This window comes from Pseudotabrizicola algicola, from assembly GCF_010915705.1.
Classification (GTDB): Bacteria; Pseudomonadota; Alphaproteobacteria; order Rhodobacterales; family Rhodobacteraceae; genus Pseudotabrizicola; species Pseudotabrizicola algicola.
This window is the reverse complement of sequence record NZ_JAAIKE010000001.1, coordinates 1,057,207-1,081,552: the sequence shown is the minus strand read 5'-3', so window position 1 is coordinate 1,081,552 and position 24,346 is coordinate 1,057,207. Positions and strand designations below refer to the sequence as shown.

At 66.3% G+C, this 24,346-nt stretch carries 20 protein-coding genes and 1 tRNA gene; 17 read left to right on the top strand and 4 right to left on the bottom strand.

The features are described from left to right. Positions 1-34: 34 nt before the first annotated feature. The gene (locus G3572_RS05250) at positions 35-511 is read right to left on the bottom strand and encodes an Lrp/AsnC family transcriptional regulator (RefSeq protein ID WP_164609579.1); all 477 of its coding nucleotides are present in this window, start codon (positions 509-511) and stop codon (positions 35-37) included. 76 nt (positions 512-587) lie between these two features. On the opposite strand from G3572_RS05250, the gene ehuR reads away from it, so the two are divergent. From ehuR to G3572_RS05175, 15 genes are all read left to right on the top strand, one after another. Further along, positions 588-1,973 (top strand): MocR-like ectoine utilization transcription factor EhuR, encoded by a 1,386-nt coding sequence (gene ehuR, locus G3572_RS05245; RefSeq protein WP_164609578.1) that lies wholly within the window; start codon positions 588-590, stop codon positions 1,971-1,973. A 105-nt stretch (positions 1,974-2,078) separates the two neighbouring features. Next, positions 2,079-2,864, top strand: coding sequence for an ectoine/hydroxyectoine ABC transporter ATP-binding protein EhuA (gene ehuA / locus G3572_RS05240; RefSeq protein WP_164609577.1), 786 nt, complete (start codon positions 2,079-2,081; stop codon positions 2,862-2,864). Between the two features lie 26 nt (positions 2,865-2,890). After that, positions 2,891-3,709 carry an ectoine/hydroxyectoine ABC transporter substrate-binding protein EhuB gene (ehuB, locus tag G3572_RS05235; protein WP_164609576.1) on the top strand — a complete coding sequence of 273 codons (819 nt, stop codon included), beginning with the start codon at positions 2,891-2,893 and terminating at the stop codon, positions 3,707-3,709. 65 nt (positions 3,710-3,774) lie between these two features. Continuing rightward, complete coding sequence (ehuC, locus tag G3572_RS05230; protein WP_164609575.1) at positions 3,775-4,431, top strand: ectoine/hydroxyectoine ABC transporter permease subunit EhuC; 657 nt, start codon at positions 3,775-3,777, stop codon at positions 4,429-4,431. A 1-nt stretch (position 4,432) separates the two neighbouring features. Further along, positions 4,433-5,092 (top strand): ectoine/hydroxyectoine ABC transporter permease subunit EhuD, encoded by a 660-nt coding sequence (gene ehuD / locus G3572_RS05225; RefSeq protein ID WP_164609574.1) that lies wholly within the window; start codon positions 4,433-4,435, stop codon positions 5,090-5,092. Further along, complete coding sequence (eutA, locus tag G3572_RS05220) at positions 5,089-5,853, top strand: ectoine utilization protein EutA (protein WP_164609573.1); 765 nt, start codon at positions 5,089-5,091, stop codon at positions 5,851-5,853. The genes ehuD and eutA overlap by 4 nt, the downstream gene beginning before the upstream one ends. Next, complete coding sequence (gene eutB / locus G3572_RS05215; protein ID WP_164609572.1) at positions 5,850-6,809, top strand: hydroxyectoine utilization dehydratase EutB; 960 nt, start codon at positions 5,850-5,852, stop codon at positions 6,807-6,809. The genes eutA and eutB overlap by 4 nt, the downstream gene beginning before the upstream one ends. Next, entirely contained in the window at positions 6,806-7,789 is a 984-nt protein-coding gene (gene eutC, locus G3572_RS05210) for an ectoine utilization protein EutC (RefSeq protein WP_164609571.1), read from the top strand. The genes eutB and eutC overlap by 4 nt, the downstream gene beginning before the upstream one ends. Before the next feature lie 33 nt (positions 7,790-7,822). Beyond that, positions 7,823-9,004 carry an ectoine hydrolase DoeA gene (gene doeA / locus G3572_RS05205; RefSeq protein ID WP_164609570.1) on the top strand — a complete coding sequence of 394 codons (1,182 nt, stop codon included), beginning with the start codon at positions 7,823-7,825 and terminating at the stop codon, positions 9,002-9,004. A gap of 4 nt (positions 9,005-9,008) precedes the next feature. After that, positions 9,009-10,016 (top strand): N(2)-acetyl-L-2,4-diaminobutanoate deacetylase DoeB, encoded by a 1,008-nt coding sequence (gene doeB / locus G3572_RS05200; protein ID WP_164609569.1) that lies wholly within the window; start codon positions 9,009-9,011, stop codon positions 10,014-10,016. Positions 10,017-10,221: 205 nt separating this feature from the next. After that, positions 10,222-13,338, top strand: coding sequence for a response regulator (locus tag G3572_RS05195; RefSeq protein WP_240335402.1), 3,117 nt, complete (start codon positions 10,222-10,224; stop codon positions 13,336-13,338). Further along, entirely contained in the window at positions 13,335-14,195 is an 861-nt protein-coding gene (locus G3572_RS05190; RefSeq protein WP_164609568.1) for a CheR family methyltransferase, read from the top strand. Before G3572_RS05195 ends, G3572_RS05190 begins: the two co-directional genes overlap by 4 nt. Then, positions 14,188-16,044 carry a response regulator gene (locus G3572_RS22265; protein ID WP_164609567.1) on the top strand — a complete coding sequence of 619 codons (1,857 nt, stop codon included), beginning with the start codon at positions 14,188-14,190 and terminating at the stop codon, positions 16,042-16,044. Before G3572_RS05190 ends, G3572_RS22265 begins: the two co-directional genes overlap by 8 nt. Positions 16,045-16,155: 111 nt before the next feature. Next, positions 16,156-17,280, top strand: a complete 1,125-nt coding sequence (locus G3572_RS05180) for a metallophosphoesterase family protein (RefSeq protein WP_164609566.1) — start codon at positions 16,156-16,158, stop codon at positions 17,278-17,280. Further along, positions 17,277-19,913, top strand: a complete 2,637-nt coding sequence (locus G3572_RS05175; RefSeq protein ID WP_164609565.1) for an AAA family ATPase — start codon at positions 17,277-17,279, stop codon at positions 19,911-19,913. The genes G3572_RS05180 and G3572_RS05175 overlap by 4 nt, the downstream gene beginning before the upstream one ends. Before the next feature lie 13 nt (positions 19,914-19,926). On the opposite strand, the gene G3572_RS05170 is transcribed toward G3572_RS05175, so the two are convergent. Next, entirely contained in the window at positions 19,927-21,291 is a 1,365-nt protein-coding gene (locus tag G3572_RS05170; protein ID WP_164609564.1) for a chloride channel protein, read from the bottom strand. A 105-nt stretch (positions 21,292-21,396) separates the two neighbouring features. Next, positions 21,397-21,472, bottom strand: a tRNA-Ile gene (locus G3572_RS05165). Positions 21,473-21,606: 134 nt separating this feature from the next. Between G3572_RS05165 and purM the strand changes: the two genes are divergently transcribed. After that, complete coding sequence (purM, locus tag G3572_RS05160; protein WP_164609563.1) at positions 21,607-22,653, top strand: phosphoribosylformylglycinamidine cyclo-ligase; 1,047 nt, start codon at positions 21,607-21,609, stop codon at positions 22,651-22,653. Next, the gene (gene purN / locus G3572_RS05155) at positions 22,650-23,249 is read left to right on the top strand and encodes a phosphoribosylglycinamide formyltransferase (protein ID WP_164609562.1); all 600 of its coding nucleotides are present in this window, start codon (positions 22,650-22,652) and stop codon (positions 23,247-23,249) included. Before purM ends, purN begins: the two co-directional genes overlap by 4 nt. Here the strand turns inward: purN and G3572_RS05150 are convergent. Continuing rightward, on the bottom strand, positions 23,246-24,244 hold the full coding sequence (locus tag G3572_RS05150) for a Hint domain-containing protein (protein WP_164609561.1): 999 nt from the start codon (positions 24,242-24,244) through the stop codon (positions 23,246-23,248). The two genes, purN and G3572_RS05150, sit on opposite strands and share 4 nt — an antisense overlap. Positions 24,245-24,346: the final 102 nt, after the last annotated feature.

Below are 24,346 nucleotides of genomic sequence, written 5' to 3'. Positions count from 1 at the left end.
GGGCTGCGGCGGGCGCCTTGGCTAGAGACTTTCTCTAGTCGGCTGCGAAAAGCGCCAATGGCAGGGGGGCGGCATCCTTGACGGTCTTGGTCACGATATAGGTGAAATAGCGGTCGATGCCGATGTCTTCGGCCAGCATCCTGTCGATCAGGCGTTGATAGGTGTCGATGTCGCGCACCATCACCTTGAGGATGTAATCCAGACTGCCGCCCACCGCCCAGCAATCGGTGATCGCCTCTATGCCTGCGATGGCGCGTTCGAAACGGTCGAAATCGGATTGGCGGTGGTTGGCGAGCGTCACCTCGACCAGAACGGTGGCAAAGGGGGCGAGGCGGCGCGGGGCAAGGCGCGCGTGATAGCCCGCGATCAGCCCGGCCTGTTCCAGCTTGCGCAGACGCAGCCAGCAGGGCGTGGGCGACAGGCCCGCCACCTCGGCGAGGCGAAGCTTGGTGATGCGGCCATCCTTTTGCACCGCGTCGAGTATCTTCAGGTCGATTGCGTCCAGTTTCATCCCAAGCCCTCGCACGCGCGTTCCAAGCAGAATTCTTCAATTGCAGATTGTCATGGTTTTGTGCAGATTTGCAATCATGACAAACTGGATGCCCAACCCCGCCACCCTGTCGCGTCCCGCCTATCTGGCGCTGGCCGATCAATTTGCCCGTGCGATCGAAGGCGGGGCGCTGCCGGCGGGGACGCGGCTTTTGCCGCACCGAAAGCTGGCAGACAGTCTTGGCCTGTCGGTGCAGACGGTCAGCCGCGCCTATGACGAGTTGATCCGCCGGGGCCTTGTGGCCGGAGAGGTGGGGCGCGGGTCTTTCGTGCTGGACCAGACGCAGGACGCGCGCCAGCCCTATCTGCCCGAGCGCCCCGGCGAGGTGATTGACCTGTCGATCCTGAAGCCTGTGGTCGATGCCACCCATTTCAACCGTTTGCGCAGCGGTTTCGCGTGGCTTGCCGAGAACATGGCCGCGCCGTCGGCCTTGTCGTTCCGGCCCAACATGGTGATGCCCTTTCACCGTGCGGTGGCAGCGGATTGGCTGATGCGGCAGGGCGTGCCCGCCGATCAGGCCGGGATAGCGGTGACCAACGGGGCCACGCCCGCCATTACCGCTGCCGTGATGGCGGTGGTGCCGCCGGGGGCAGGGCTGGCGGCGGCGGCGCTGACGCATCATACGATGAAGCCCCTGTGCAGCTATCTGGGCCTGCATCTGGAGGGGGTGGCGATCGACGGGGCAGGCATGTTGCCTGCCGCGCTGGACGATCTGGCGCGCAAGGGGGCGGTCCGCGCGGTCTATGTTCAGCCGAATATTATCAATCCTCTGGCCGTGATGATGCCGGAATCGCGACGGGCAGAACTGGTGGCGGTGGCACGGCGGCATGATCTGGCGATCATCGAGAATGACATTCTGAACGTGATGATCCCCGACCGCGTGGCGACCTTTGCCGCGCTGGCCCCCGAACGCACGCTGTACATCTGCGGTTTCACCAAGATTACCGTGCCGGGGTTGCGGCTGGCCTATCTGCATGCGCCGGCGCGCCATGCGACGGCGGTGGCGAACCGGCATCTGGTGGCCAACTGGATGGCGACGCCGCCGATGGTTGACCTGCTGTCGCAATGGATCAAGGACGGGACCGTGGCCGCGCTGGCGGCATGGCAGGCCGAGGCGATGCTGGAGCGGCACCGCGTGGCCGCCGCCGCATTGGGCAGCCTGATGCCCGAATGTCATGCGAACAGCCTGCATCTGTGGATGCGACTGCCGGAGGCGTGGACAGAGGAGCGCTTTGTCGAGCAGGCGCGCCTGCTTGGTGTGGCGGTTGCGGCGGGGGCGGCGTTTCGCGCCTCGGACAAGGGGCGCAATCAGGCGATTCGGATTTCGCTGGGCTCGACCCGTGCCGAAGACCTGCAGCGCGGCCTTTCGGTGATCGCGGGGCTGTTGCGGGACGTTCCGGAGGCGCTTTTGCCCACGATTTGACCTGATCGAAAAAAGGTTCGCAGTTAAAATTGTAATGATATTATTTAAAAATTGACATGATTTTGTATCGTGTGAATGGTGCCTGCATCCACCAAGGGGGCAGGCGTGAGCGATCCGATCATCAGAATCCAGCAGCTTGAAAAATCGTTCGGACCGCTTCGGGTGCTGGACGGGCTGTCCTTTGATGTCCAGCCGGGAGAGAAGCTGGCGCTGATCGGGCCTTCGGGGTCGGGCAAGACCACCATCCTGCGCATGCTGATGACGCTGGAGACGATTTCCGGCGGGCGCATCGAGGTCTGCGGCGAGCCGCTGTATCACATGCAGCGCGGCGGGCGCGAGGTTCCCGCCGACGAGGCGCATCTGCACCATATGCGGCGGCACATCGGGATGGTGTTCCAGCACTTCAACCTGTTTCCGCACAAGTCGGTGCTGGACAACATCACCCTTGCGCCGATGCTGACCAAGGGCGAGCCGCGCGCCAAGGCCGAGGCCCACGCGATGGAATTGCTGGATATGGTGGGCCTTGCCGAGAAGGCGCGCGCCATGCCGTCGCAGCTTTCGGGCGGGCAAAAGCAGCGGGTGGCGATTGCGCGCGCGCTGGCGCTGAAGCCGCGCATCATGCTGTTCGACGAGGTGACGAGCGCGCTGGACCCCGAACTGGTGGAAGAGGTGCTGCTGGTGATGAAGCGCCTCGCTGCCGAGACCGACATGACGATGCTTCTGGTCACGCATGAAATGGGCTTTGCCCATGAATTCGCGGACCGTGTGCTGTTTTTCGACAAGGGCCGGATCATCGAGCAAGGCCCGCCCGAACAGATTTTCACCCATCCGACGCATGAACGCACCCAAACCTTCCTGCGCAAGATCATCGCCGCAGGGCACCGCGTCTGAGCCACCCCAACAGAAGAGGATAAACGATGAAAACGACGTTTCTGACCCTTGCCCTGATGGCGGCCCCCGCCGCCGTGATGGCAGACAAGCTGGATGATCTGAAGGCGCAGGGCTTTGCCCGTATCGCGATTGCGAACGAGCCGCCCTTTACCGCCGTGGCTGCCGATGGCTCGGTTTCGGGGGCCGCGCCGGATGTGGCGCGCGAGGTGTTCAAACGGCTGGGGGTGCCGGAAGTGGTCGCCTCGATCAGCGAATACGGCGCGATGATCCCCGGCCTGCAGGCGCGGCGGCATGATGCGATCACGGCGGGGCTGTTCATGAAGCCCGAGCGCTGCGCGGCTGTGGCCTATTCCGAGCCGGTGCTGTGCGATGCCGAGGCCTTCCTGCTGCCCAAGGGCAACCCCAAGGGATTCACCTCTTTCGCCGATATCGCGGCGGACCCGACCGCCACAATCGGCGCGCCCGGCGGCGGCACCGAGGAGAAGCTGGCGCTGGAAGCGGGCGTGCCGCGCGAGCGGGTGATCGTGGTGCCGGACGGGCAGTCGGGGCTGAAGATGCTGCAGGACGGGCGGCTTGATGTCTATTCGCTGCCGGTGCTGTCGATCTCGGACCTGCTGGCCAAGGCGAATGATCCGAACCTCGAGATGCTGGCCCCTGTCGTGGGCGCGCCGGTGTATTGTGACGGGGCGGCGTTCCGCAAGGAAGATGCGGCGCTGCGCGATGCCTTTGATGTGGAACTGGCCAAGATGAAAGAGTCGGGCGAGTTTGCCGCGATTGTGGAGCCTTACGGCTTTTCGGCGGCGGCGGCGATGTCGACCAGCCGTGCCGAGCTGTGCGGCGAGTGATCCTGTGATGCACCGGATGGCGCGCCGCTGCGCGCCATCCGCCCTTTCCCGAAGGTTTCCCCGTCATGACCGACTGGTCCGGATATCTGACCCTTATCCTGCAAGGCGCGCTGGTGACGGCGCAGCTTACGGTAATGGGATGCGCGCTGGCGCTGGTGGCGGCCTTTGTCGCGGGGCTGGGGCGGCTGGCGCCATTTGCGCCGCTGCGCTGGCTGGCGACGGTCTACATCGAGTTCTTTCGCGGCACCTCGATTTTCGTGCAGCTGTTCTGGGTGTATTTCGTGCTGCCCTTTGCCGGTATCACGCTGTCTCCGCTGATGGCGGGGGTCCTGGCGCTGGGGTTGAACGTTGGCGCCTACGGGGCCGAGGTGGTGCGCGGCGCGATCCTGTCCGTGCCGAAAGACCAGTATGAGGCGACGATCGCGCTGAACCTGACGCGGCTGCAAAGGATGCGCCATGTGATCCTGCCGCAGGCGGTGCCGCTGATGCTGCCGACCTTTGGCAACAATGCGATCGAGCTTTTGAAGGCGACGGCGGTGGTGTCCTTGATCTCGCTGTCGGACATGACCTTTCAGGCGCAGGTGGTGCGGGCGCAGACCGGCAATACGCTGGTGCCGTTTCTGGCGATCCTGATCCTGTATTTCGCGATGGCGAGCCTGATTTCCTATGCCGTGCGCCTGCTGGAGCGGCGGATGACACGCGGTCTGGACGGGGTGCGCTAGGATGGAATGGGATTGGACTTTCGCGGCGGAAATCACGCCGGTGTTGCTGGAAGGGCTGAAGCTGACGCTGCTGATCACGCTGCTGTCGGCGATCGTGGCGGCGGTGCTGGGGCTGGTCTTTGCGGTGGCGCGGCGGGCGCAAAGCCCGTGGGTGGCGCGGCCGGTGACCTTCCTTGTGGAGTTCATCCGAGGCACGCCGCTGCTGGTACAGCTTTACTTCATCTTCTATGTGCTGCCCGGCGCGGGCATCCTGTTGCCGCCGCTTGTGGCGGGGGTGATCGGCATGGGGCTGCATTATGCGACCTATACCGCCGAGGTCTACCGCGCGGGCATCGAGAATGTGGCGCGCGGCCAGTGGGAGGCGGCGCGGGCGACGAACCTGACCACGCGGCAGACATGGGCGCATGTCATTCTGCCGCAGGCGGTGCCGCCGATGATCCCCGCCTTGGCCAATTACCTGATTGCGCTGTTCAAGGAGACACCGCTGTTGTCGGCGATCACGGTGCTGGAGATGATGAACCAGGCCAAGCTGGTGGCCAATTCCAGCTATCGCTACATCGAGCCGATGACGCTGGTCGGGGTGTTCTTCCTCGCCATGTCGCTGGTCTCTGTGGTTCTATTGCGCTGGCTGGAGCATCGTTTCGGGAGGCTTGCGAAATGACCGAGATACGGATTTCCGAACGTCAGCCACGGCTTGATCCGCGCCCTGTCGCGCATCGGGTGGGGTTGGTGGCGCTGTCGACGGACCACACATCCGAGGTGGATTATGCCCGTATGCTCTGCCCTGCGGGGATCGGGGTTTATGTCAACCGTATCCCCTTTGCCAATCCGGTGACGCCCGAGACGCTGCGCGCGATGGAGGGCGATCTGGCGGAAGGCGCGGCGCTGATCCTGCCGGGGGAGGACCTCGACGCCGTGATTTATGGCTGCACCTCTGCCTCGGTCTGTATCGGCGATGCGGCGGTGCGGGCGCAGGTGGCCCTTGGCAAGCCGGGTTGCCCCGTGGTGACGCCGATTTCGGGCACGCTGGCAGGGTTGCGGGCGATGGGCGCGCGGCGGATTTCGGTGCTGACGCCCTATACGGTGGAAACCTCGCGCCCGATGGCGGCGATGTTCGAGGCCGAAGGGATTGCGATTGACCGCTTTACCTGTCTGAACATGGAAGATGACCGCGAGATGGCGCGGATCGCGCCGGATGATCTGGTGACGCTGGCCAGTGACGCGGCCTTTGCGGGGTCTGACGCGCTGTTTGTGTCTTGCACCGCTGTGCGCGCGGCGGGGGTGATCGACCGGATCGAGGCGGCGGCGGGCCTTCCTGCGCTGTCGTCGAACTATGCTGCTGCGTGGCAGGTGGCGCGGCTTTGCGGGGTGACGGGGCCGCTGGCTGCGGGGCATCTGATGACGCTGGCGGCGCTGCCATGACGGGCTTTGTCGGTCTGGATGACATTCGCCGCGCCGAGGGCCGGATACGCCCGCATGTGCAGCGCACCCCGATGCTGGCCGACCCGCTGTTGCGGGGCTGTCTTCTGAAACAGGAGTATCGCCAGACCACGGGGGCGTTCAAGCTGCGCGGGGCCACCAATGCCGTGCTGGCGCTGTCTTCTGCGCAACTGGCGCGTGGGGTGGTCACCGCCTCGACCGGAAACCACGGGCGCGCGCTTGCCCATGCCGCGCGGGCGGCGGGGGGGCGGGCGGTGGTATGCCTGTCGCATCTGGTGCCTGCCAACAAGGTGCAGGCGGTGCGCGATCTGGGCGCAGAGGTGCGGATCATCGGCCAAAGCCAGGATGAGGCGATGGTGGAAGTGGCCCGCGCCGTGGCCGAGGAAGGGCTGACCGAGGTGCCGCCCTTTGACCACCCCGATGTGGTGGCAGGGCAGGGCACGCTGGGGCTCGAGGTGCTGGCCGATTGCCCGGCGCCCGATGCGGTGCTGGTCCCGCTGTCGGGGGGAGGGCTGGCGGCGGGGGTGGCGGCTGCGGTGCGGGCGCTGTCGCCCGCCACGCGGATCGTCGGCGTGTCGATGGAGCGCGGGGCGGCGATGGCGGCATCGCTGGCACGGGGCGCGCCTGTGCTGGTGGAGGAGGTGCCGACGCTGGCCGACAGTCTGGGCGGCGGGATCGGCCTTGGCAACCGTCTGACCTTTGCCATGTGCCGCGCGCTGCTGGACGATGTGGTGCTGGTCGGCGAGGCCGAGATTGCCGCTGCGATGCGCCACATCCTGTTCGCGACGGGGGATCGGGTCGAGGGCGCGGCGGCGGTGGGGGTGGCGGCGCTGCTTTCGGGGCGGATCGCCTGCGGGGCGGCCACCCTGTGCCTTTTGACGGGGGCCAATGTTGCGCCCGAAACCTTTGATCAGGCGCTGAAGGGACGTGCCGCATGAGAGAGCCGATCACCATTCTGACCGAAGCCGAATTGCGCCGTCTGGTGCCGCTGGACAGCGCCGCGATTGCCTGTGTCGAGGATGCCTTCCGTGCGCTGGCAACGGCGCCCGTTGCGATGCCGCCGATCCTGCGGCTGGACATTCCGGAACATCGGGGCGAGGTCGATGTGAAAACCGCCTATATCCCCGGGCTTGACCATTTTGCCATCAAGATCAGCCCCGGCTTTTTCGGGAATCCGGCGCTGGGTCTGCCCTCGACCAACGGGATGATGGTGGTTCTGTCGGCGAAAACCGGGCTGGTGCAGGCGCTGCTGCTTGATAACGGGTATCTGACCGATGTGCGCACCGCTGCTGCAGGGGCGGTCGCGGCGCGGCATCTGTCGCGGGCAGGCTCTGCCAGCGCGGCCATTCTGGGGGCGGGGATGCAGGCGGAGTTGCAGGCCGAAGCATTGGCTCTGGTGCGGCCCGTCAGCGCCTTTCGCATCTGGGCGCGCGACATGGCCAAGGCCGAGGCGCTGTGCGGGCGGCTGGCGGCGCGGGGGCTGTCGGCGCGGGCCTGCGCCAGTGTGGCCGAGGCGACGGCAGGGGCCGATATTGTGGTGACGACGACACCCGCCACCGCGCCGATCTTGCACCATGCCGAAGCCGGCCAGCACATCACCGCGATGGGATCGGATGCCGAGCACAAGAACGAGATCGCTCCGGCGCTGCTTGCACAGGTTCACTATGTGGCCGACCGTCTGTCGCAGACGCGGGTTTTGGGCGAACTCCACCACGCGCTTGCCGCGGGGGTGATCCCCGCCGCGCAGGATTTCCCCGAACTGGGCCAGATCATCGCCGGAACCGCCAAGGGGCGCGCCGGTGATGCCGCGATCACGATTGCCGACCTGACCGGCACCGGCATTCAGGACACCGCCATCGCCGCCCTTGCCCTGACGCGCGCCCGCGCGGCGGGGGCGGGGCAGAGCTTTACCGTATAAACGGGGCCAGAGCGCCCGAAGGAGGACATTACCATGACGGACGTGCACCTGCGGTTCACCCGCGCGGAGTTTGCCGCGCGGCTGGACAAGACCCGCCGCGCGATGGAGGCGAAAGGCGTTGACCTGTTGATCGTCACCGACCCGAGCAACATGAACTGGCTGACGGGCTATGACGGCTGGTCGTTCTATGTGCATCAATGTGTCATCATCCCCCCGCATGGCGAGCCGATCTGGTTCGGGCGCGGGCAGGATGCCAATGGCGCCAAGCTGACGGCGTACCTGCGCCACGAGAACATCATCGGCTATCCCGATCATTATGTGCAAAGCACCGAGCGGCATCCGATGGATTATCTGTCGGGCATCCTGACTGACCGGGGCTGGGGCGGGCTGCGGATCGGCGTCGAGATGGACAATTACTATTTCTCGGCCGCCGCTTTTGCCAGCCTGACGCGGCACCTGCCCAATGCGCGGTTCTGCGACACGACGGCACTGGTCAACTGGCAGCGCGCGGTGAAATCGCCGCAGGAAATCGACTACATGCGCAAGGCCGCACGGATCGTGGAAAAGATGCACGAGCGGATCGTCGACAAGATCGAGGTCGGGATGCGCAAATGCGATCTGGTGGCTGAAATCTATGATGCGGGCATCCGCGGCGATGCCGAGTTCGGCGGCGACTATCCGGCCATCGTTCCGCTGCTGCCCTCGGGGCGCGATGCATCGGCCCCGCACCTGACATGGGATGACAAGCCGATGCAATCGGGGATGGGCACCTTCTTCGAGATTGCGGGCACCTATCACCGCTATCACTGTCCGCTGTCGCGCACGGTGTTTCTGGGCAAGCCGACGCAGGCTTTCCTTGACGCGGAAAAGGCCACGCTGGAAGGGATGGAGGCGGGGCTTGCCGCCGCCAAGCCGGGCAACACCTGCGAGGACATCGCGCGCGGCTTCTTCGACGTGCTGGCCAAGTCGGGCATCATCAAGGACAACCGCACCGGCTATCCGATCGGCGTGAGCTATCCGCCCGACTGGGGCGAGCGCACCATGAGCCTGCGCCCCGGCGACAGGACCGAGTTGCAGCCGGGCATGACCTTCCATTTCATGACGGGGCTGTGGCTGGAGGACATGGGGCTGGAGATCACCGAAAGCATCCTCATCACCGAGACCGGGGTGGAATGTCTGGCCAATGTGCCGCGCAAGCTGTTCGTGAAGGACTGACAAGATGAGCAGCGATCTGCGCCCGTCGCCCGTTTCGGTGACGGTGGATTTCGAGGCCGAGGGCGTGCAGCACGGCTTTCTGCGCCTGCCCTACAGCCGCGATGATGCGGCATGGGGGTCGGTGATGATCCCCGTTACCGTGGTCAAGAACGGTGACGGGCCGACGGCCCTGCTGACCGGCGCCAATCACGGCGATGAATACGAAGGACCGATTGCGCTGTTCGAACTGGCGCGCAGTCTGGCCGCTGCCGATGTCGCGGGGCGGGTCATCATCGTTCCGGCGATGAACCAGCCCGCCTTTGCGGCAGGCACCCGCACCTCGCCCATCGACAGGGGCAACCTGAACCGCAGCTTTCCGGGTCGTCCCGACGGCACGGTGACCGAGAAGATCGCCGATTACTTCCAGCGCGTCCTGTTGCCGATGGCCGATGTGGTGCTGGATTTCCATTCGGGGGGCAAGACGCTGGATTTCCTGCCGTTTTGCGCGGCCCATATCCTGCCCGACAAGGCACAGGAGGCCGAGGCCTTCCGGCTGGTGCGGGCCTTTGGCGCGCCCTATTCGGTCAAGATGCTGGAGATTGACGCGGTGGGCATGTATGACACCGCCGCCGAAGACATGGGCAAGGTGTTTGTGACCACCGAACTCGGCGGCGGCGGAACCGCCAGCGCCCGAACCGCCGGCATTGCGCTTGACGGGTGCCGCAACCTTTTGCGGGCGGCTGGCATCTTGCAGGGTGCGGTCGAGGAACGGGCGACGCAATGGCTCGATATGCCGGACGGCAGTTGCTTCACCTTTGCCGAGGATGCGGGGCTTATCCGCTTTTGCGCCGATCTGGGGGACAGGGTGGCCAAGGGACAGGTGGTGGCGATGATCTATCCCGTCGGGCGCACCGGCGTTGATCCGGTGGTGCTGCGCGCGAGCCGCGGCGGACTGTTCACGGCGCGGCACTTTCCGGGTCTGGTCAAGCCGGGTGACTGCGTGGCGGTCATCTCGGATGAGATCGGGGGCTGAGCCGGAGCCTCGCAGGCGGTGCAGCCATGATCCGCCGTCTGCGGGGGACATAATGCCGGAGACCAGCCTGTAAAAAGGGGGGATCTGGGCCAAAAAATACCTTGAATGTCTTGGAACCGCGGGGGCGGGTTCTGCGTTGCCAAGCATCTGCGCTGCGCCAAAATCTGTGGCCGCAGACAGCAAAGGGCCGTTCAAGGGGGCAGGATTGGTAAGTTTTGGACGAGATTTCGGCGTTGTGTCCGTGGTGGCCATGGCGCTTGCGGCCGTGTTTGTTCTTGACCTGATCTTTCCCTTGGGCACGGCGGTCTGGCTTGGTTATTTCCTGCCGCTGATCCTGAGCTTTCTGTCCAGTCGCCCGCTGATACCGGTGGGCGTTGCGATCATCATCACCCTGCTGTTGCTGGTGGGTTTCATGGTGGATCAGGAAGGGATTGATCCGCGGATCGCGGCGGCAAACCGGGTAATGGCGGCCTCTCTGGCGCTGCTGCTTGGGGCGGCGGGGCGGTATCTGATCGTCAGCCGCAATGCGCTGGCCGAGGCTGACTGGGTGCAGCAGGGGCAGGTGCAGATGGCGCGGGCGGTGCAGGGTGATCTGGCGCTCGAGAAGCTGGGAGCGCAGGTGCTGGACACCTTAGCCGACAAGATGAAGGCCCGCGCCGGGGTCATCTATGTGCGGCAGGGTCACGGGTTTGAACGCTTTGGCCAGTGGGGCGGCGATCCTGACGCGCTGGCGCAGACAATTTCCGATGGAAACGGCCATCTGGCGCGGGCTGTGCAGGGCAACAGCCTCGTTTGCCTAAAGGCAGAGCCTGATTTCGCGCTGGGCTGGGGGTCGGGCCTGATGCGCGGCAAGGCGGCCTACAGCGTGATCGTCCCCACCCATGACGGGATTGCCTGCAACGGCGCCATCGAAATCGGGATGGACCGCCCGCTGACCGAGACCGCGCGCCGCTTGTTGGAGCGGGTGGGCGACAAGGTGGGCGTGGCGATCCGCTCGGCGCAATACCGCACCCAGTTGCAGCAGCTGCTGGAGGAAAGCCGGCGGCAGGCCGAGGAATTGCGCAGCTATAGCGAGGAACTGGCCGCCACCAACGAGGAGCTGGAAGAGCAGACCCGCGCGCTGAAGGAAAGCCAGCAGTTGCTGGAGCATCAGCAATCGGAGCTGGAGGAGCAGAATTCGCAGCTCGAGAACCAGACGCAGCTTCTGGAAGAGCAGCGCAATGCGCTGGTGCAGTCGCGCAAATCGCTCGAGGAACAGGCCAAGGCGTTGGAGCGCGAGAGCCGCTACAAGTCCGAATTCGTGGCGAACATGTCGCATGAATTGCGCACGCCGCTGAACGCGCTGCTGATCATGTCGCGCCTGCTCGCCGAAAATCGCGGCCGCACCCTGACCGCCGAGCAGGTGCGCTGGGCGCAGACCATCGAAAGCTCGGGTCAGGATTTGCTGACCCTCATCAACGACATTCTGGACCTGTCGAAGATCGAGGCGGGCAAGCTGGACCTGCTGCGCACCGAGGTGGACCCGCAGACGGTGGCCCGCAAGCTGCTGCGCGGCTTCGAGGTGCAGGCACGCTCGAAAGGGTTGCAACTGACGGCAGAGGTCGCGCCGGGGGTGGGCGTGATCCACACCGACGGGAACCGGCTGGAGCAGGTTCTGCGCAACTTCCTGTCGAATGCGATCAAGTTTACCGATCAGGGGCGGGTGTCGTTGCAGATCACCTCTGCGCCCGAGGGCATTGCCTTTGCCGTGCAAGACACAGGCATCGGCATTGCCGAAAGCGAACATGAGGCGGTGTTCGATGCCTTCCGTCAGGCAGACGGCACGATTTCACGCCGCTATGGCGGCACGGGGCTCGGGCTGTCGATCTCGCGCGAGTTGGCCGATCTGCTGGGCGGCAGCATCAGCCTTTCCAGCCAGCCGGGAAAGGGCAGCACCTTTACGCTGACCATTCCGCGAGACCTGCCGCAAAGCGCCGAGACGCGGCGTCCGGCGGTCGCGCAGGCCGAGGCTCCGCGCGCGGTGGCGGCGCGGCCCGTTGCCCGAGGCACGGCGGCACCTGCCGCGGCGATGGGGCCGCCTGTGCTGACCCCGCTGACGGGGGTGAGCGATGACCGCGAGACGGTGCAACAGGGTGACCGGCTTATGCTGGTGGTCGAGGATGATGTCGCCTTTGCGCAGGTGCTGAGCGATCTGGCGAGGGAACTCGGCTTCAAATGCCTCTGCGTGGGCCGCGCGGACGAGGCGATTGCGGCGGCGCGGTTCTATGTGCCCCATGCGATCGTGCTGGATGTGGGCCTGCCGGACCATTCCGGCCTTGCGGTGCTGGACCAGTTGAAACGCGATCTGGCAACGCGGCACATTCCGGTGCACATGTGCTCTGCCGAGGATTACACGCATGAGGCGCTGTCGCAGGGGGCCATCAGCTACATGATGAAGCCTGTTCGCCGCGAGGAACTGTCGCAGGCGATCCAGCGGCTGGAGCAGCGGCTGGAGCATCAGGTGCGGCGCGTGCTGATCGTCGAGGATGATCCTGCGCAGCTTGAGGGGCTCAAGGCACTGTTGGGCAATAACGAGGTGGAGGCGATCGGGGCCGCCACCGCCGCCGAGGCGCTGGCCGCCTTCCGCAGCCAGCCGGTGGATTGCATCGTGCTGGACATGACGCTGCCGGATGCGACGGGGTTCGATCTGCTGGAGATGCTCGATTCCGGCGATGATCCCAGCTTCCCGCCGGTGATCGTCTATACGGCGCGCGCGCTCGACGAGGCCGAGGAACAGCGGCTGCGGCGTCATTCGAAATCCATCATCATCAAGGGGGCGAAGTCTCCCGAGCGGCTGATCGACGAGGTGACGCTGTTCCTGCATCAGGTGGTGTCGGACCTGCCCGAAAAGCAGCGCGAGATGCTGGCGGCATCGCTCAACCGCGATGCCATGCTGGAGGGGCGGCGAATTCTGGTCGTCGAGGACGACATCCGCAATGTCTATGCGCTGACCGGAATCTTCGAGCCGCATGGCGCGACGGTGCAGATCGCGCGCAATGGCCGCGAGGCGCTGGAGGTTCTGGGCCGGATCGCCGACGGGGCGCAGCCCAAGATCGATCTGGTGCTGATGGATGTGATGATGCCCGAGATGGACGGGCTGACGGCCACGCGCGAAATCCGCAAGATTGACCGCTGGAAGAACCTGCCCATCATCATGCTGACGGCAAAGGCGATGGCGGATGACCAGAACCAGTGCCTTGCGGCGGGGGCCAATGACTATCTGTCCAAGCCGCTGGATGTGGACAAACTGCTTTCGCTGACCCGTGTGTGGATGCCGCGATGATTTCTGCGCCAGTCCCAATTCCCGCTCCGGCCGATGTCGAACTCGACCTGTTTCTCGAGGCGCTGTATCGGCGCTATCATTACGACTTCCGGTCCTACTCCCGTGTGTCGCTGCAACGGCGCGCCGATCTGGCGCGCAGCCGGCTGGAATGCGCCACGCTGTCGGATTTGCAGCGCAGGCTGCTGCATGAACCCGATGTGCTGCCCACGGTGATCGACGCCATGACGGTGCAGGTGAGCGAGGTGTTCCGCGATCCGTCGTTCTATCTGTCGCTCCGGCGCGAGGTGATCCCGCATCTGAGCACCTTTCCCTCGCTCAAGGTCTGGGTGGCGGGCTGCGCCGATGGCGAGGAACTCTATTCGCTGGCGATCCTGTTTCATGAGGAGGGTCTGCTGGACCGCACCCTGTTCTATGCGACCGAGATCAACCGGCGCGCCTTGGCCAAGGCCGAGGCCGGAATCTACGACATGGACCGCATGGCGCAGTTTTCGCAGAACTACCAGAAGGCGGGCGGGCGCGCCTCGCTTTCGGATTACTACACCGCCGCCTATGGCCGCGCTGCCTTTGACCGCAACCTGCGCCGCAAGACGGTGTTCACCGAACACAATCTTGCGACCGATCAGGTGTTTTCCGAAGTGCATCTGGTATCGTGCCGCAATGTTCTGATTTACTTTGACAACGCGCTGCAAGACCGTGCCTTGGGCCTGTTTGCGGGCTCTTTGGCGCGGGGCGGGTTCCTTGGCCTTGGCTCCCATGAAACCCTGCGCTTTTCGGCCCATGCGCCGTTGTTTTCCGCTTTTGACGAGTCACAGCGCATTTGGCGCAGAAATGCAGTTCAAGGGGTAGATCATGCCTGACAGAGCGATCCGTTTCCTGCTTGTCGATGACATCCAGGAGAATCTGGTGGCGCTGGAGGCGTTGCTGCGCCGCGACGGTCTGGAGATTCACAAGGCGCATTCGGCAGCGGAAGCGCTCGAGATGATGTTGGTGAACGATTACGCGCTGGCCTTGCTTGACGTGCATATGCCCGACACCGATGGCTATGAGCTGGCCGAGCTGATGCGCGGGGCCGAGCGGACGCGGCGCTTGCCCATCATTTTCGTGACCGCTGCCGATATAGACGAAACCCGCCGGTTTCGCGGCTATGAGGCCGGTGCGGTCGACTTCATCTTCAAGCCGATCGATCCGGTCATCCTGAAATCGAAATGCGAGGTGTTCTTCCAGTTGGGCCAGCAGGCGCGTGATCTGGCCCGCCAGCGCGACGAGATGCGGGCGATTGCCCAGCACCGCGATCAGGCGATGGCGCGGCTGAAGGCCCATGCGGACAATTCGCCGCTGGCCACGATCGAGCTGGATTGCGGACTTGTGCTGCGCGCATGGTCGCAAGGGGCCGAGCGTATCTTCGGCCACCGTGCGCGGGATATGCTGGGGAGGCCGGTCGGCGAGACCGGATGGCTCGGGGCCGAGACGATTGACGCCTTGCGCGCGTGGATCGCTGCCGACAGCGGGCCGGATGCCGCGCCGCGCTATACGATGGAGGCGGTCGCCTTCAGTGCGGACGGGCGCGAGATTGCCTGCGAATTCCACGGCTCGTCGCTGCGCGAGGCCGACAGCCAGCACATGTCGCTGACCTTGCAGGTGCTGGACATCACCGAGCGGCGGCAGGCCGAGGAAATGCGGTCCTTGCTGATCGGCGAGTTGAACCACCGGATCAAGAATACCTTGGCCAATGTGCAGGCGATTGCGCGCCAGACCCTGCGCCAGTCGGCAGGGCTGGAGGATTTTGACCGCAGTTTCTCGGGCCGGTTGCAGGCGCTTGCGCGCGCCCATTCGATCTTGTCCGATGCCACATGGTCGAGCGCCCCGCTTGACGGGTTGATCGACGATCAGGTGCAGGCCGGCACACTGGTGGGAGACCGTCTGCACCGCAGCGGCCCGCAGGTGCAGATCTCGCCCGAGAACATGCTGCGCCTTGCGCTGACGTTGCACGAGCTTGGCACCAATGCGCAGAAATATGGCGCGTTTTCGGTGCCGGGGGGTGAGGTGTTGCTGTCCTGGCGTCATGAGGGCGCGGGGCTTGTGCTGCATTGGCAGGAACGGGGCGGCCCTGCGGTGTCGCCGCCGACGCGCAAGGGCTTTGGCCATACGCTGATCGATGCCAGCGCGGGCGGCGACGAGGGCAGCGTGGAGGTGGATTGGCAGCCGCGGGGCGTTGCGTGGACCATCCGGCTTGCCCACGGGGTGACTGCCGCCGAAGGGGCGGGTCCGGTGCAAAAGCCGGCGGCTGTGGCGGCGGTGTCAGAGGATGCCCTGATCGGGCGGCGGGTGCTGCTGATCGAGGACGAGCCGCTGGTCGCGCTGGACCTGAGCTGCGAGCTCGAGGATGTGGGGGCCGAGGTGGTGGCCGTGGCGCGCACGCTGAAGGATGCGCTGATTGCCGCAGAAAACCAGAGCATCGATCTGGCGCTGCTGGACGGAAATCTGGGCGGCGAAAAGGTGGACGGGGTGGCGGAAATCCTGACCAAGCGCGGGATTCCGTTCTGTTTTGTCTCGGGCTACGGGCCGGAACATCTGCCTGTCGATTTCCAGTCGGTGCCGATGGTGCAAAAGCCTGTCGATCCGGCCAAGCTGCGCGCCGTGCTGGAGAAGATGGTGGCCGATCTGCCCCTTGTGCAAAGCCGCGCGGCGCAGGCGATGGCGGTCTAGGCAGGGCCGCTGCCGCCGCAAGGGCTTGCCGCAGCGCGGTATTTGCGGGAATGCTCGGACCATGAGGGCGTGATCCGCAGCGGGCGCGTCGCAGCATGGAGCGTGTGACGCATGGCCTATAGCTTTCTGCACAGTGCCGACCTGCATCTGGGCAAGGCCTTTGGCAACTTTCCCGAGACGATCCGCGGGCGGCTGCGCGAGGCGCGGCATGGCGCGTTGCAGCGGCTGGCCGCGGCCGCACGGCAGGCGGGGGCGCGCGATGTTCTCTTGGCGGGCGATACGTTCGATGCCGAGACACCGTCGCCCGAAACGCTGCGCCACGCCCTGCGCGCGATGGCTGCCGCCTCCGATCTGCGCTGGTTCGTTTTGCCCGGCAATCATGACAGCCTTGCCGCATCGGAGCTTTGGCGGCGCTTCTTGCAGGACGCGCCCGCCAACCTTGTGGTGCTGACACGACCCGAGCCGATAGAGATGGAGAGCGCCGTCTGGCTGTTGCCCGCGCCCTGCACGCAGCGCAGGCCCGGTCGTGACCTGTCGGAGGCGATGTCGGCCCCGACGCCGCCGGGGGCGCTGCGCATCGGGCTCGGGCATGGCGCGATCATGGATTTCAGCGGCGAGGAGGGCGGGCTTGGCATCATCCCGCCTGATCGGGCGCGGCTTTCGGGGCTGGATTATCTGGCTTTGGGCGATTGGCACGGGCGGATGCAGGTTGGTCCGGCCACATGGTACAGCGGAACGCCCGAAGCCGACGGGTTCAAGCATGATCTGGCCGCAGGGGCTTTGGCGGTGACGCTTGGCGCGGCGGGCACGCCTGCCAAGGCCGAGGTGCGGCCAACGGGCCAGTTCCAGTGGCTGCGGCCTGCGCTGGATGTGCTGCCCGGGGACGCGGTGGCCGAGCGGCTGGCGCAGTGCCTGCCGCCCGAGGCAGAGCGGCGCGATGTGCTGATGCGGCTGGATGTGTCGGGCCGGCTTGCCTTGGCGGAGCGGGCGGCGCTGGAGGCGGCGCTTGCCGCTGTCGCCCCCGATTTTGGCTGGTTCGAGGCCGATCTGTCGCGGCTTGCCAGCGAGGTGCAGGACGGTGATCTGGATATGATCGACCGCCGCGGTGCCCTGCGGGAGGCGGCGGAAAGCCTGCTGGCGCAGTCGCGCGATCCGGCACGACCGGGGGCCGAGCGTGAGCTGGCCGAGGCGGCGCTGGCGCGGCTTTATGCGCTGGTGCAAGAGGTGCCAGCATGAAAATCCGCGCGATAGAATTGGTCAACCTGCGCCGCTTTGGCGGTCAGCGGGCGCGCATCGACGGCATCGGTGACGGGATTTCGGTGCTGGCGCAGCCCAACGAATTTGGCAAATCGACGTTTTTTGACGGTCTGCACGCGCTGTTCTTCCAGCACCACCGCAGCAAGACCGCCCAGACCCGCGCGTTGCAACCCCATGCGGGCGGTGCGCCCGAGGCGGCGGTCGAACTGGAGATCGAGGGTCGGCGCTTCCGGCTGGAAAAGCGCTGGCTGTCGCGGCAGAGCGCGCGGGTGCTGGATGATGCGGGCCGCGTGATCGCCCAGGAGGACGAGGCGGAGGCGTGGATCGAGCGGTTGACGGGGCAGGGGCTTGCCGGACCTTCGGGCCTGTTGTGGGTGCGGCAGGGACTGTTCGGGCTGGAGCCCGAAGGCAGCAGCGCCGCCGACAAGGCCGAGCGGGAAAGGGCTTTTTCCACGCGGCGCGATCTGGTGGCCTCGGTCGCCGGGGAAATCGATGCAATGACGGGCGGGCGCCGGATGGATCTGGTGCTGACCCGTGTGGCAGAGGCGCTGGCGCGGCTGGCGACGGGCACGCTCAAGCCCAGGGCGGGCGGCGAATGGGCGCGCGCGGTGGACGAGGCTGCCGGTCTGGAGGCTGCGCGGGTCGGGCTGGAAGACAAGGCGCGGCGGCTGACCGAGGCGCTGGCCCAGCGGGCGGGGCTGATGCGCAACCTGCAGGCGCTGTCCGATCCCGAGGCGCAGGCACGAGAGGCGGCGGGCCTTTCGGCGGCGCAGGAGGCGTTGCAGGCCGCAGAGCGTCACGCCGAGCAGATGCGCCGCGCCGCGAGCGATCTGCGGCTGGCCCAGCTGACCGCCGAGCAGTCCGCTGCCGAAATCCGCGCCTTGCAAGACCTGCGCACCCGTCTGCGGCGGGCGGCCGAGGCCGAGGCGCGCACGGCGGCAGAGCTTGACAAGGTGGATGCTTTGACCGCCGAGGCTGCGGGGCAGGAACGGGCGGCAGCAGCGCGGCACGATGCGGCGGCAGGCGCAAGCAGCGCGGCCCAGCAGGCGCTTGACCATGCGCGGCGGGCGCATCTGGCAACGGCGGCGCAGGCGCGCGCGATCGGGCTTGCCAGCCAGCTTGCCCGTGCCGAGGCGCAGCGCAATCTGCTGGAAGAACAGGTTGCGGCGCGGGCCGTTTTCCGCATCACCCCTGCCGCACTCGCGCGGGCCGAAGAGGCGCAGGCGGTGTTTGACCGTCTGACCGCGCAGGAAGAATCGCGGCATGTGGCGATCCGGCTGGACTATGCCGGAGAGGCGCGGGTGAGGCTTGACGGGCAACCGCTGGAGGCGGGCAGTCTGCGGGTCCAGCGCGTGACCCGGCTTGATCTGCCCGGCATCGGCGGAATGACGATTGACCCCGGTCTCGGGGCGGGGGACGGGCTGGCCGAGACACGGGCGCGTGCGGGCGATGCGCTACAGGCGGCGCTCGGGGCTTGCGAGGCGCCCGATCTTGCCGCCGCGCGCCGCGCCTTGTCAGAGGCGCAGCGGCTGGATGCGGCGATTGAGGCCACACGGGCTATGCTGGCCGAGCTGGCCGAGGGAGGGCTTGACGCGCTGCGCGCCCGCCTTGCCGCCGCCCGCGCCGAGGCGGGCGATACGGCGGACGGGCCGGCGGGCGATCTGGCGGCACTTGAGGCGGCGCTGGCGCAGGCACGGGCCGAGGAGCAGGCCGCGCTTGCGGTGCGGCGCGAGGCCGAGGCGCGGCACGGGCAATTGCGCGAGGCCCGCGCCGGGGCCTTGGCGGCGCATCGGGCCGCCGAGACCGCGCAGCGCGAGATCGCGGCAGAGGCGGGCGATCTGGTCGATCTGGCCGCGCGGCTGCAAATCCTGTCCGAGGCGCAGGGCCAGCAGGCCGAGGCCTGCGCGGCGGCTGCGGCTCTGCTGGAGCGTCTGAGGGCCGAGGCCCCCGACCTTGACACCGCGCGCGCGGCGGTCGCGCGTTTGCGCGCGGTGTGCGAGGGGCGGCAGAGGGACCGCGCCAGTTGTGAAACCACCCTTGCGGGCGTGAATGGCGTGATCGGTGCATGGGCCGATGAAGGCATCGAGGAAGCACTGGACGAGTTGCGGGGCCGGGAGGCGGCAGCGAAGGCCCGCGCGGCGCGCTATGAACGCGAAGTAAAGTCGCTGGCCCTCTTGCGCGAGGCGCTGGAGGCCGCGCGGCGCGCGGCGCGTGACACCTATTTTGGCCCCGTGCTGCGCGAGTTGAACCCGCTGTTGTCGATCCTGCATCCGGGGGCGCAGTTGCAGATCGATGATAGCAGCCTGCTGCCCGTGGCGCTCTTGCGCGAGGGGCAGGCAGAGGGGCTGGACATCCTGTCTGGCGGCACACGGGAGCAACTCGCGGTGCTGACGCGGCTGGCCTTTGCGCGGTTGTTTGCGCGGGCGGGGCGGGCGGTGCCGGTGATCCTTGATGATGCACTGGTGCACAGCGACGATGACCGGATCGAAGCCATGTTCACCGCGCTGCACCGCGTGGCTCTGGATCAGCAGATCATCGTGCTGACCTGCCGGCAGCGCGCCTTTGCCTCTTTGGGCGGGGCGCGGATGGATGTGACGGTCTCGGCCCTCTGACGGAGGGGCGCGCTCAGCCGCCGGATACGCCGTCGCCGCGCCGTGCCGCAGCGCGGGCCTTGCGCCATTGCTCCAGCGTCAGGGCGGGGCCGGGATGCCATCCGCCGCCGGATTTTGGCTGTGCGATCCGCTGGGCCTTGTAGATGGAGCTATGGCCCGAGGCGGCGAAGGCGACGAAACAGCCGATGGCCAATGGCACGGCATGGGCGGCCCCGAAGAGTTCAATCCCCATAACAAGACTGGCCAGCGGCGTATTGGTGGCTCCGGCAAAGACCGCGACAAAGCCGATGGCGGCCAGCAGATCGGTTGGCACCCCCAGAAGGCCGCCAAGCGCCACGCCGAGCGCCGCGCCGATGAAGAACAGCGGTGTGACCTCGCCGCCCTTGAACCCTGCGGAAAGGGTAATGACGGTAAAGACGAATTTCCAGAACCAGCTTGTGTAATCGCTCTGCCCGGGTTCGAGAAAACCGGTCAGCGTCGGATCCGAGGGGATCGCGCTCCACACGCCGAGGCCCAGATAGGCGCGTGTGTCCAGCAGGTAGACCAGAGCGATGATGAGGGCCGAGGCAAAGACGGGACGCAGGGGCGCATAGGGCACAAACCGCGCCCAGAGCGCGGCCATCTGCTGCAAGGCTTCGGCAAAGGCGCGGGCGCAGAGGCCAAAGACCACGCCGGCAAGGGCGACCTTGGCGAAAAGGGTGACGTCGATGCCGAACCATCCCGTGATGTCACGGCCGGAAAAGCTGATTTCGTAATGCACATGGCCGACGCCCCATGCGGTGACGGTCCAGTGCCCGACCAGCGCGGCCAGGAGCGCGGGCAAAAGCGCCCCGTATTGGATGCGCCCGATCATCAACACCTCGAGCGCGAAGATGGCCCCGGCGAGCGGTGTGCCGAAGACCGCGCCGAAGCCAGCGGCGATGCCGCAGATCAGCAGGAGGCGCTGCGAGTCGGCATCGAGCTGCACACGCCTGCCAAGCCCTCCGGCGAGCGCCCCGCCGATTTGCACGGCGGTGCCCTCGCGCCCAGCCGAGCCACCGACCAGATGGGTGAGCACGGTCGCGATCAGGACGAAAGGGGCCATGCGCAGCGGCACGCCGCCCGCCGGCTGGTGGATTTCCTCGACAATCAGATTGTTGCCGCCACCTGATCTGCCGCCGAAGCGCTGGTAGCACCAGACCATCGCAAAGCCTGCCACAGGCATCAGCCAGATCAGCCAGGGATGGTCGAAGCGCGCCTGTGTTGCCCGGTCGAGCGACCACAGGAACAGGGCCACCGCCGACCCTGTCAGCACCGCCACCGCAACCAGGATCGCGAGATGAAACGCCGTTCTGGCGATCTTGCGGGGAGCGCGGGAGAGGAAGCCGTGGGTCTGCAAGGCCAGTCCTCGCCCCTTGTCCTTGCGTCCCACGTGCCGGAACGGTTGCCATTGGCGCCCGCCGCGCCCGATCTGCACCGTGAAGGGCGGCGGATATGCGAAAGGTGGTAGGGCCGGAGGGACTCGAACCCCCAACCAAGGCGTTATGAGCGCCCGGCTCTAACCATTGAGCTACAGCCCCATACCGCCTTCTTGCCTAGCAGATCATGCGCGGGGGTCAAGGTTGGGCGGGACAAGTGGCGTTGGTTTGTTGCGCCCAAAAGGGGAAAAGCGTAAGGGAAGCCCAACAGCGGATTCCCTGAACGGAGACGGGCGATGACCAAAGGCCACAACGGGCTTACCTATGCCGATGCGGGCGTCGACATTGACGCGGGCAACGCCTTGATCGAGCGGATCAAACCTGCGGCCAAGCGCACCATGCGGTCTGGCACGATGGGCGGGCTGGGCGGGTTTGGCGCGCTGTTCGATCTCAAGGGCGCCGGCTATACCGACCCGATCCTTGTGGCGGCGACCGATGGCGTGGGCACCAAGCTGCGCATTGCGATCGACACCGGCAATGTCGATACGATCGGCGTCGATCTGGTGGCGATGTGCGTCAATGATCTGGTGTGCCAAGGGGCCGAGCCACTGTTCTTCCTTGACTATTTCGCCACCGGCAAGCTGGAACTGGATCAGGCGACCCGCATCATCAACGGCATTGCGGCGGGCTGCGAGGCCAGTGGCTGCGCGCTGATCGGGGGCGAGACGGCGGAGATGCCGGGCATGTATCACGGCGGCGATTTCGATCTGGCCGGCTTTGCGGTGGGTGCAATGGAGCGGGGGCAGGACCTGCCTGCGGGCGTGGTCGAGGGCGATGTGCTGCTTGGCCTTGCATCCAACGGGGTTCATTCCAACGGCTACAGCTTTGTGCGCAAGGTGGTGGAACTGTCGGGCCTCGGCTGGGATGCGGCCTCGCCTTTTGGCGAAGGCAGTCTGGGCGCGGCGCTGCTGGCGCCGACGCGGCTTTACGTCAAGCAGGCGCTTGCAGCGGTGCGGGCGGGCGGGGTGCACGCCTTGGCGCATATCACGGGCGGCGGGCTGACCGAAAATCCGCCCCGCGTGATCCCCGAGGGATTGGCTTGCGAGATCGACCTGGACGCATGGACGCTGCCGCCCGTGTTCGACTGGCTGGCACGCACGGCCGCGATGTCCGAGCCCGAATTGCTCAAGACCTTCAACTGCGGCATCGGGATGATGCTGGTGGTGGCCGAGGACCGGGCCGAGGCCCTGACCGCGCTGTTGCAGGCCGAGGGCGAGACGGTGGTGCGCATGGGCCGTGTCGTGGCGGGTGAGGGCGTTGTCTACAAGGGTGCGCTGCTGTGAAACGCGTTGCCATCCTGATTTCGGGGGGTGGCTCCAACATGCTGCGGCTGGTCGAGGCGATGCAGGACGGCGGTTTTGCAACGCCCGTTCTGGTAGGGTCGAACGATCCGGCGGCGGCGGGCCTTGCGCGGGCGGCCGCCTTGGGCGTGCCGATAGCGGCGGTGGACCACCGCGCCTTTGGACGCGACCGCGCCGGTTTTGAAGAGCAACTGTTGCGCCCGCTTCTGGAGGCGGAGCCGGATGTGCTTTGCCTTGCCGGTTTCATGCGGGTGTTGACCCCCGCCTTTGTCCGCCGCTTTGAAGGCCGGATGCTGAACATCCACCCGTCGTTGTTGCCCAAGTATCCGGGGCTGCACACGCACCAACGGGCGCTCGATGCGGGCGATACGCAGGCAGGCTGCACCGTGCACGAGGTGACGGCGGAACTGGACGCGGGGCCGATGCTGGGGCAGGCGGTGGTGCCGGTCCTGCCGGGCGATACCGCCGAGACGCTGGCGGCGCGGGTCTTGGTGCAGGAACACCGGCTTTACCCGCAAGTCCTGCGCCGTTTCGTGGCAGGAGAACGCGCGCCGCTGATGCTGGCGCAGGCCGGTTAGGCGAGGGCAACGCGCGCGGCCACCCGATTGAGCACCGGACGCGCGAGCCCGCCGCCCGCGCCCTCGCGCGGGCAAAGCTGCGGAAACAGGCGCCGGATTTCATCTCTTGCCGGGCGGTCGAAGGCTGACAGGGCCGAGCCGCCCGGAAACAGGCTTTCGGTCGGCGCGCCATCGGCAAAGATAACTTGATGCGCCTCGCACAGCAGGTGGACATAGGTCACCATCGGCCGGCGGACACGGCGCACACGTCCGCCATTCACCAGATGCACCGCCGCTGCAAAGGTTTCGCGCTCGCCCGTGGCCAATTCGCTGCGCCATCCCGACATCAGCATGCGGTGCTGGGGCGAGACAAGCAGCCTGCGGTGGTTTCCGGCCGTGCCTGCCTCGAACCGGACAGGGGCCAGACTGCCCAGACCACAGACCTTGCGCTGTCCAGCCCAGATCACAGGCTTGAAGCCGTTGTCCATCGTCTGCACCATCACGCCGGGGCGGATGCGCTCGACAGGGATTTCACCGAGATTGGTGCGGATCAGGGTGCCTTGCACAAAGCAGGGGATGGCAGGGGGCGTAGAGGGGAAACCGGAGAACGGCAGTCTGGTGTTGCGCGGCGGATGCGCACCGGGGCCGAGGCGCAGCGTGCCGGGCTGGATCGGGTCGAGCTGGAAGAGCACGCGGGCGGGGCTGGTGAAAATCTGGTGCCGGTTAGAGGCGGCGCGGCCCTGAAACTGGTCATGCTGCGGGTTCAGGCTGCGAAAGATCGGCGGGTCTGGCGGGTCATCATCCGGCCAGGCGTAGATATCGACGAATTGGCCATTCTGAAAGCCGCTTTGTCCGTTGCCGACTTGTCGCACGACAACCCTGTAGGTCACATGCGCCCCGCCAAGCGGCGTGACCCCTGTCATGGTCACAGTCATGTTGTCGCCATTCCCGCTCGAGGAAAGCGAAGCATAGGTCGCGATCTGATCACCGCGAAGGAAGAGTTCAACTGCGGGCATTTATGCCACGTTATTTGCTCGATTTAGCCGTGTGTTTACCATCATTTATCTGATCTGTCTTGTGCAAAGGCACAGATTTCCCTTGCCGGGGCTTTTCAAGGG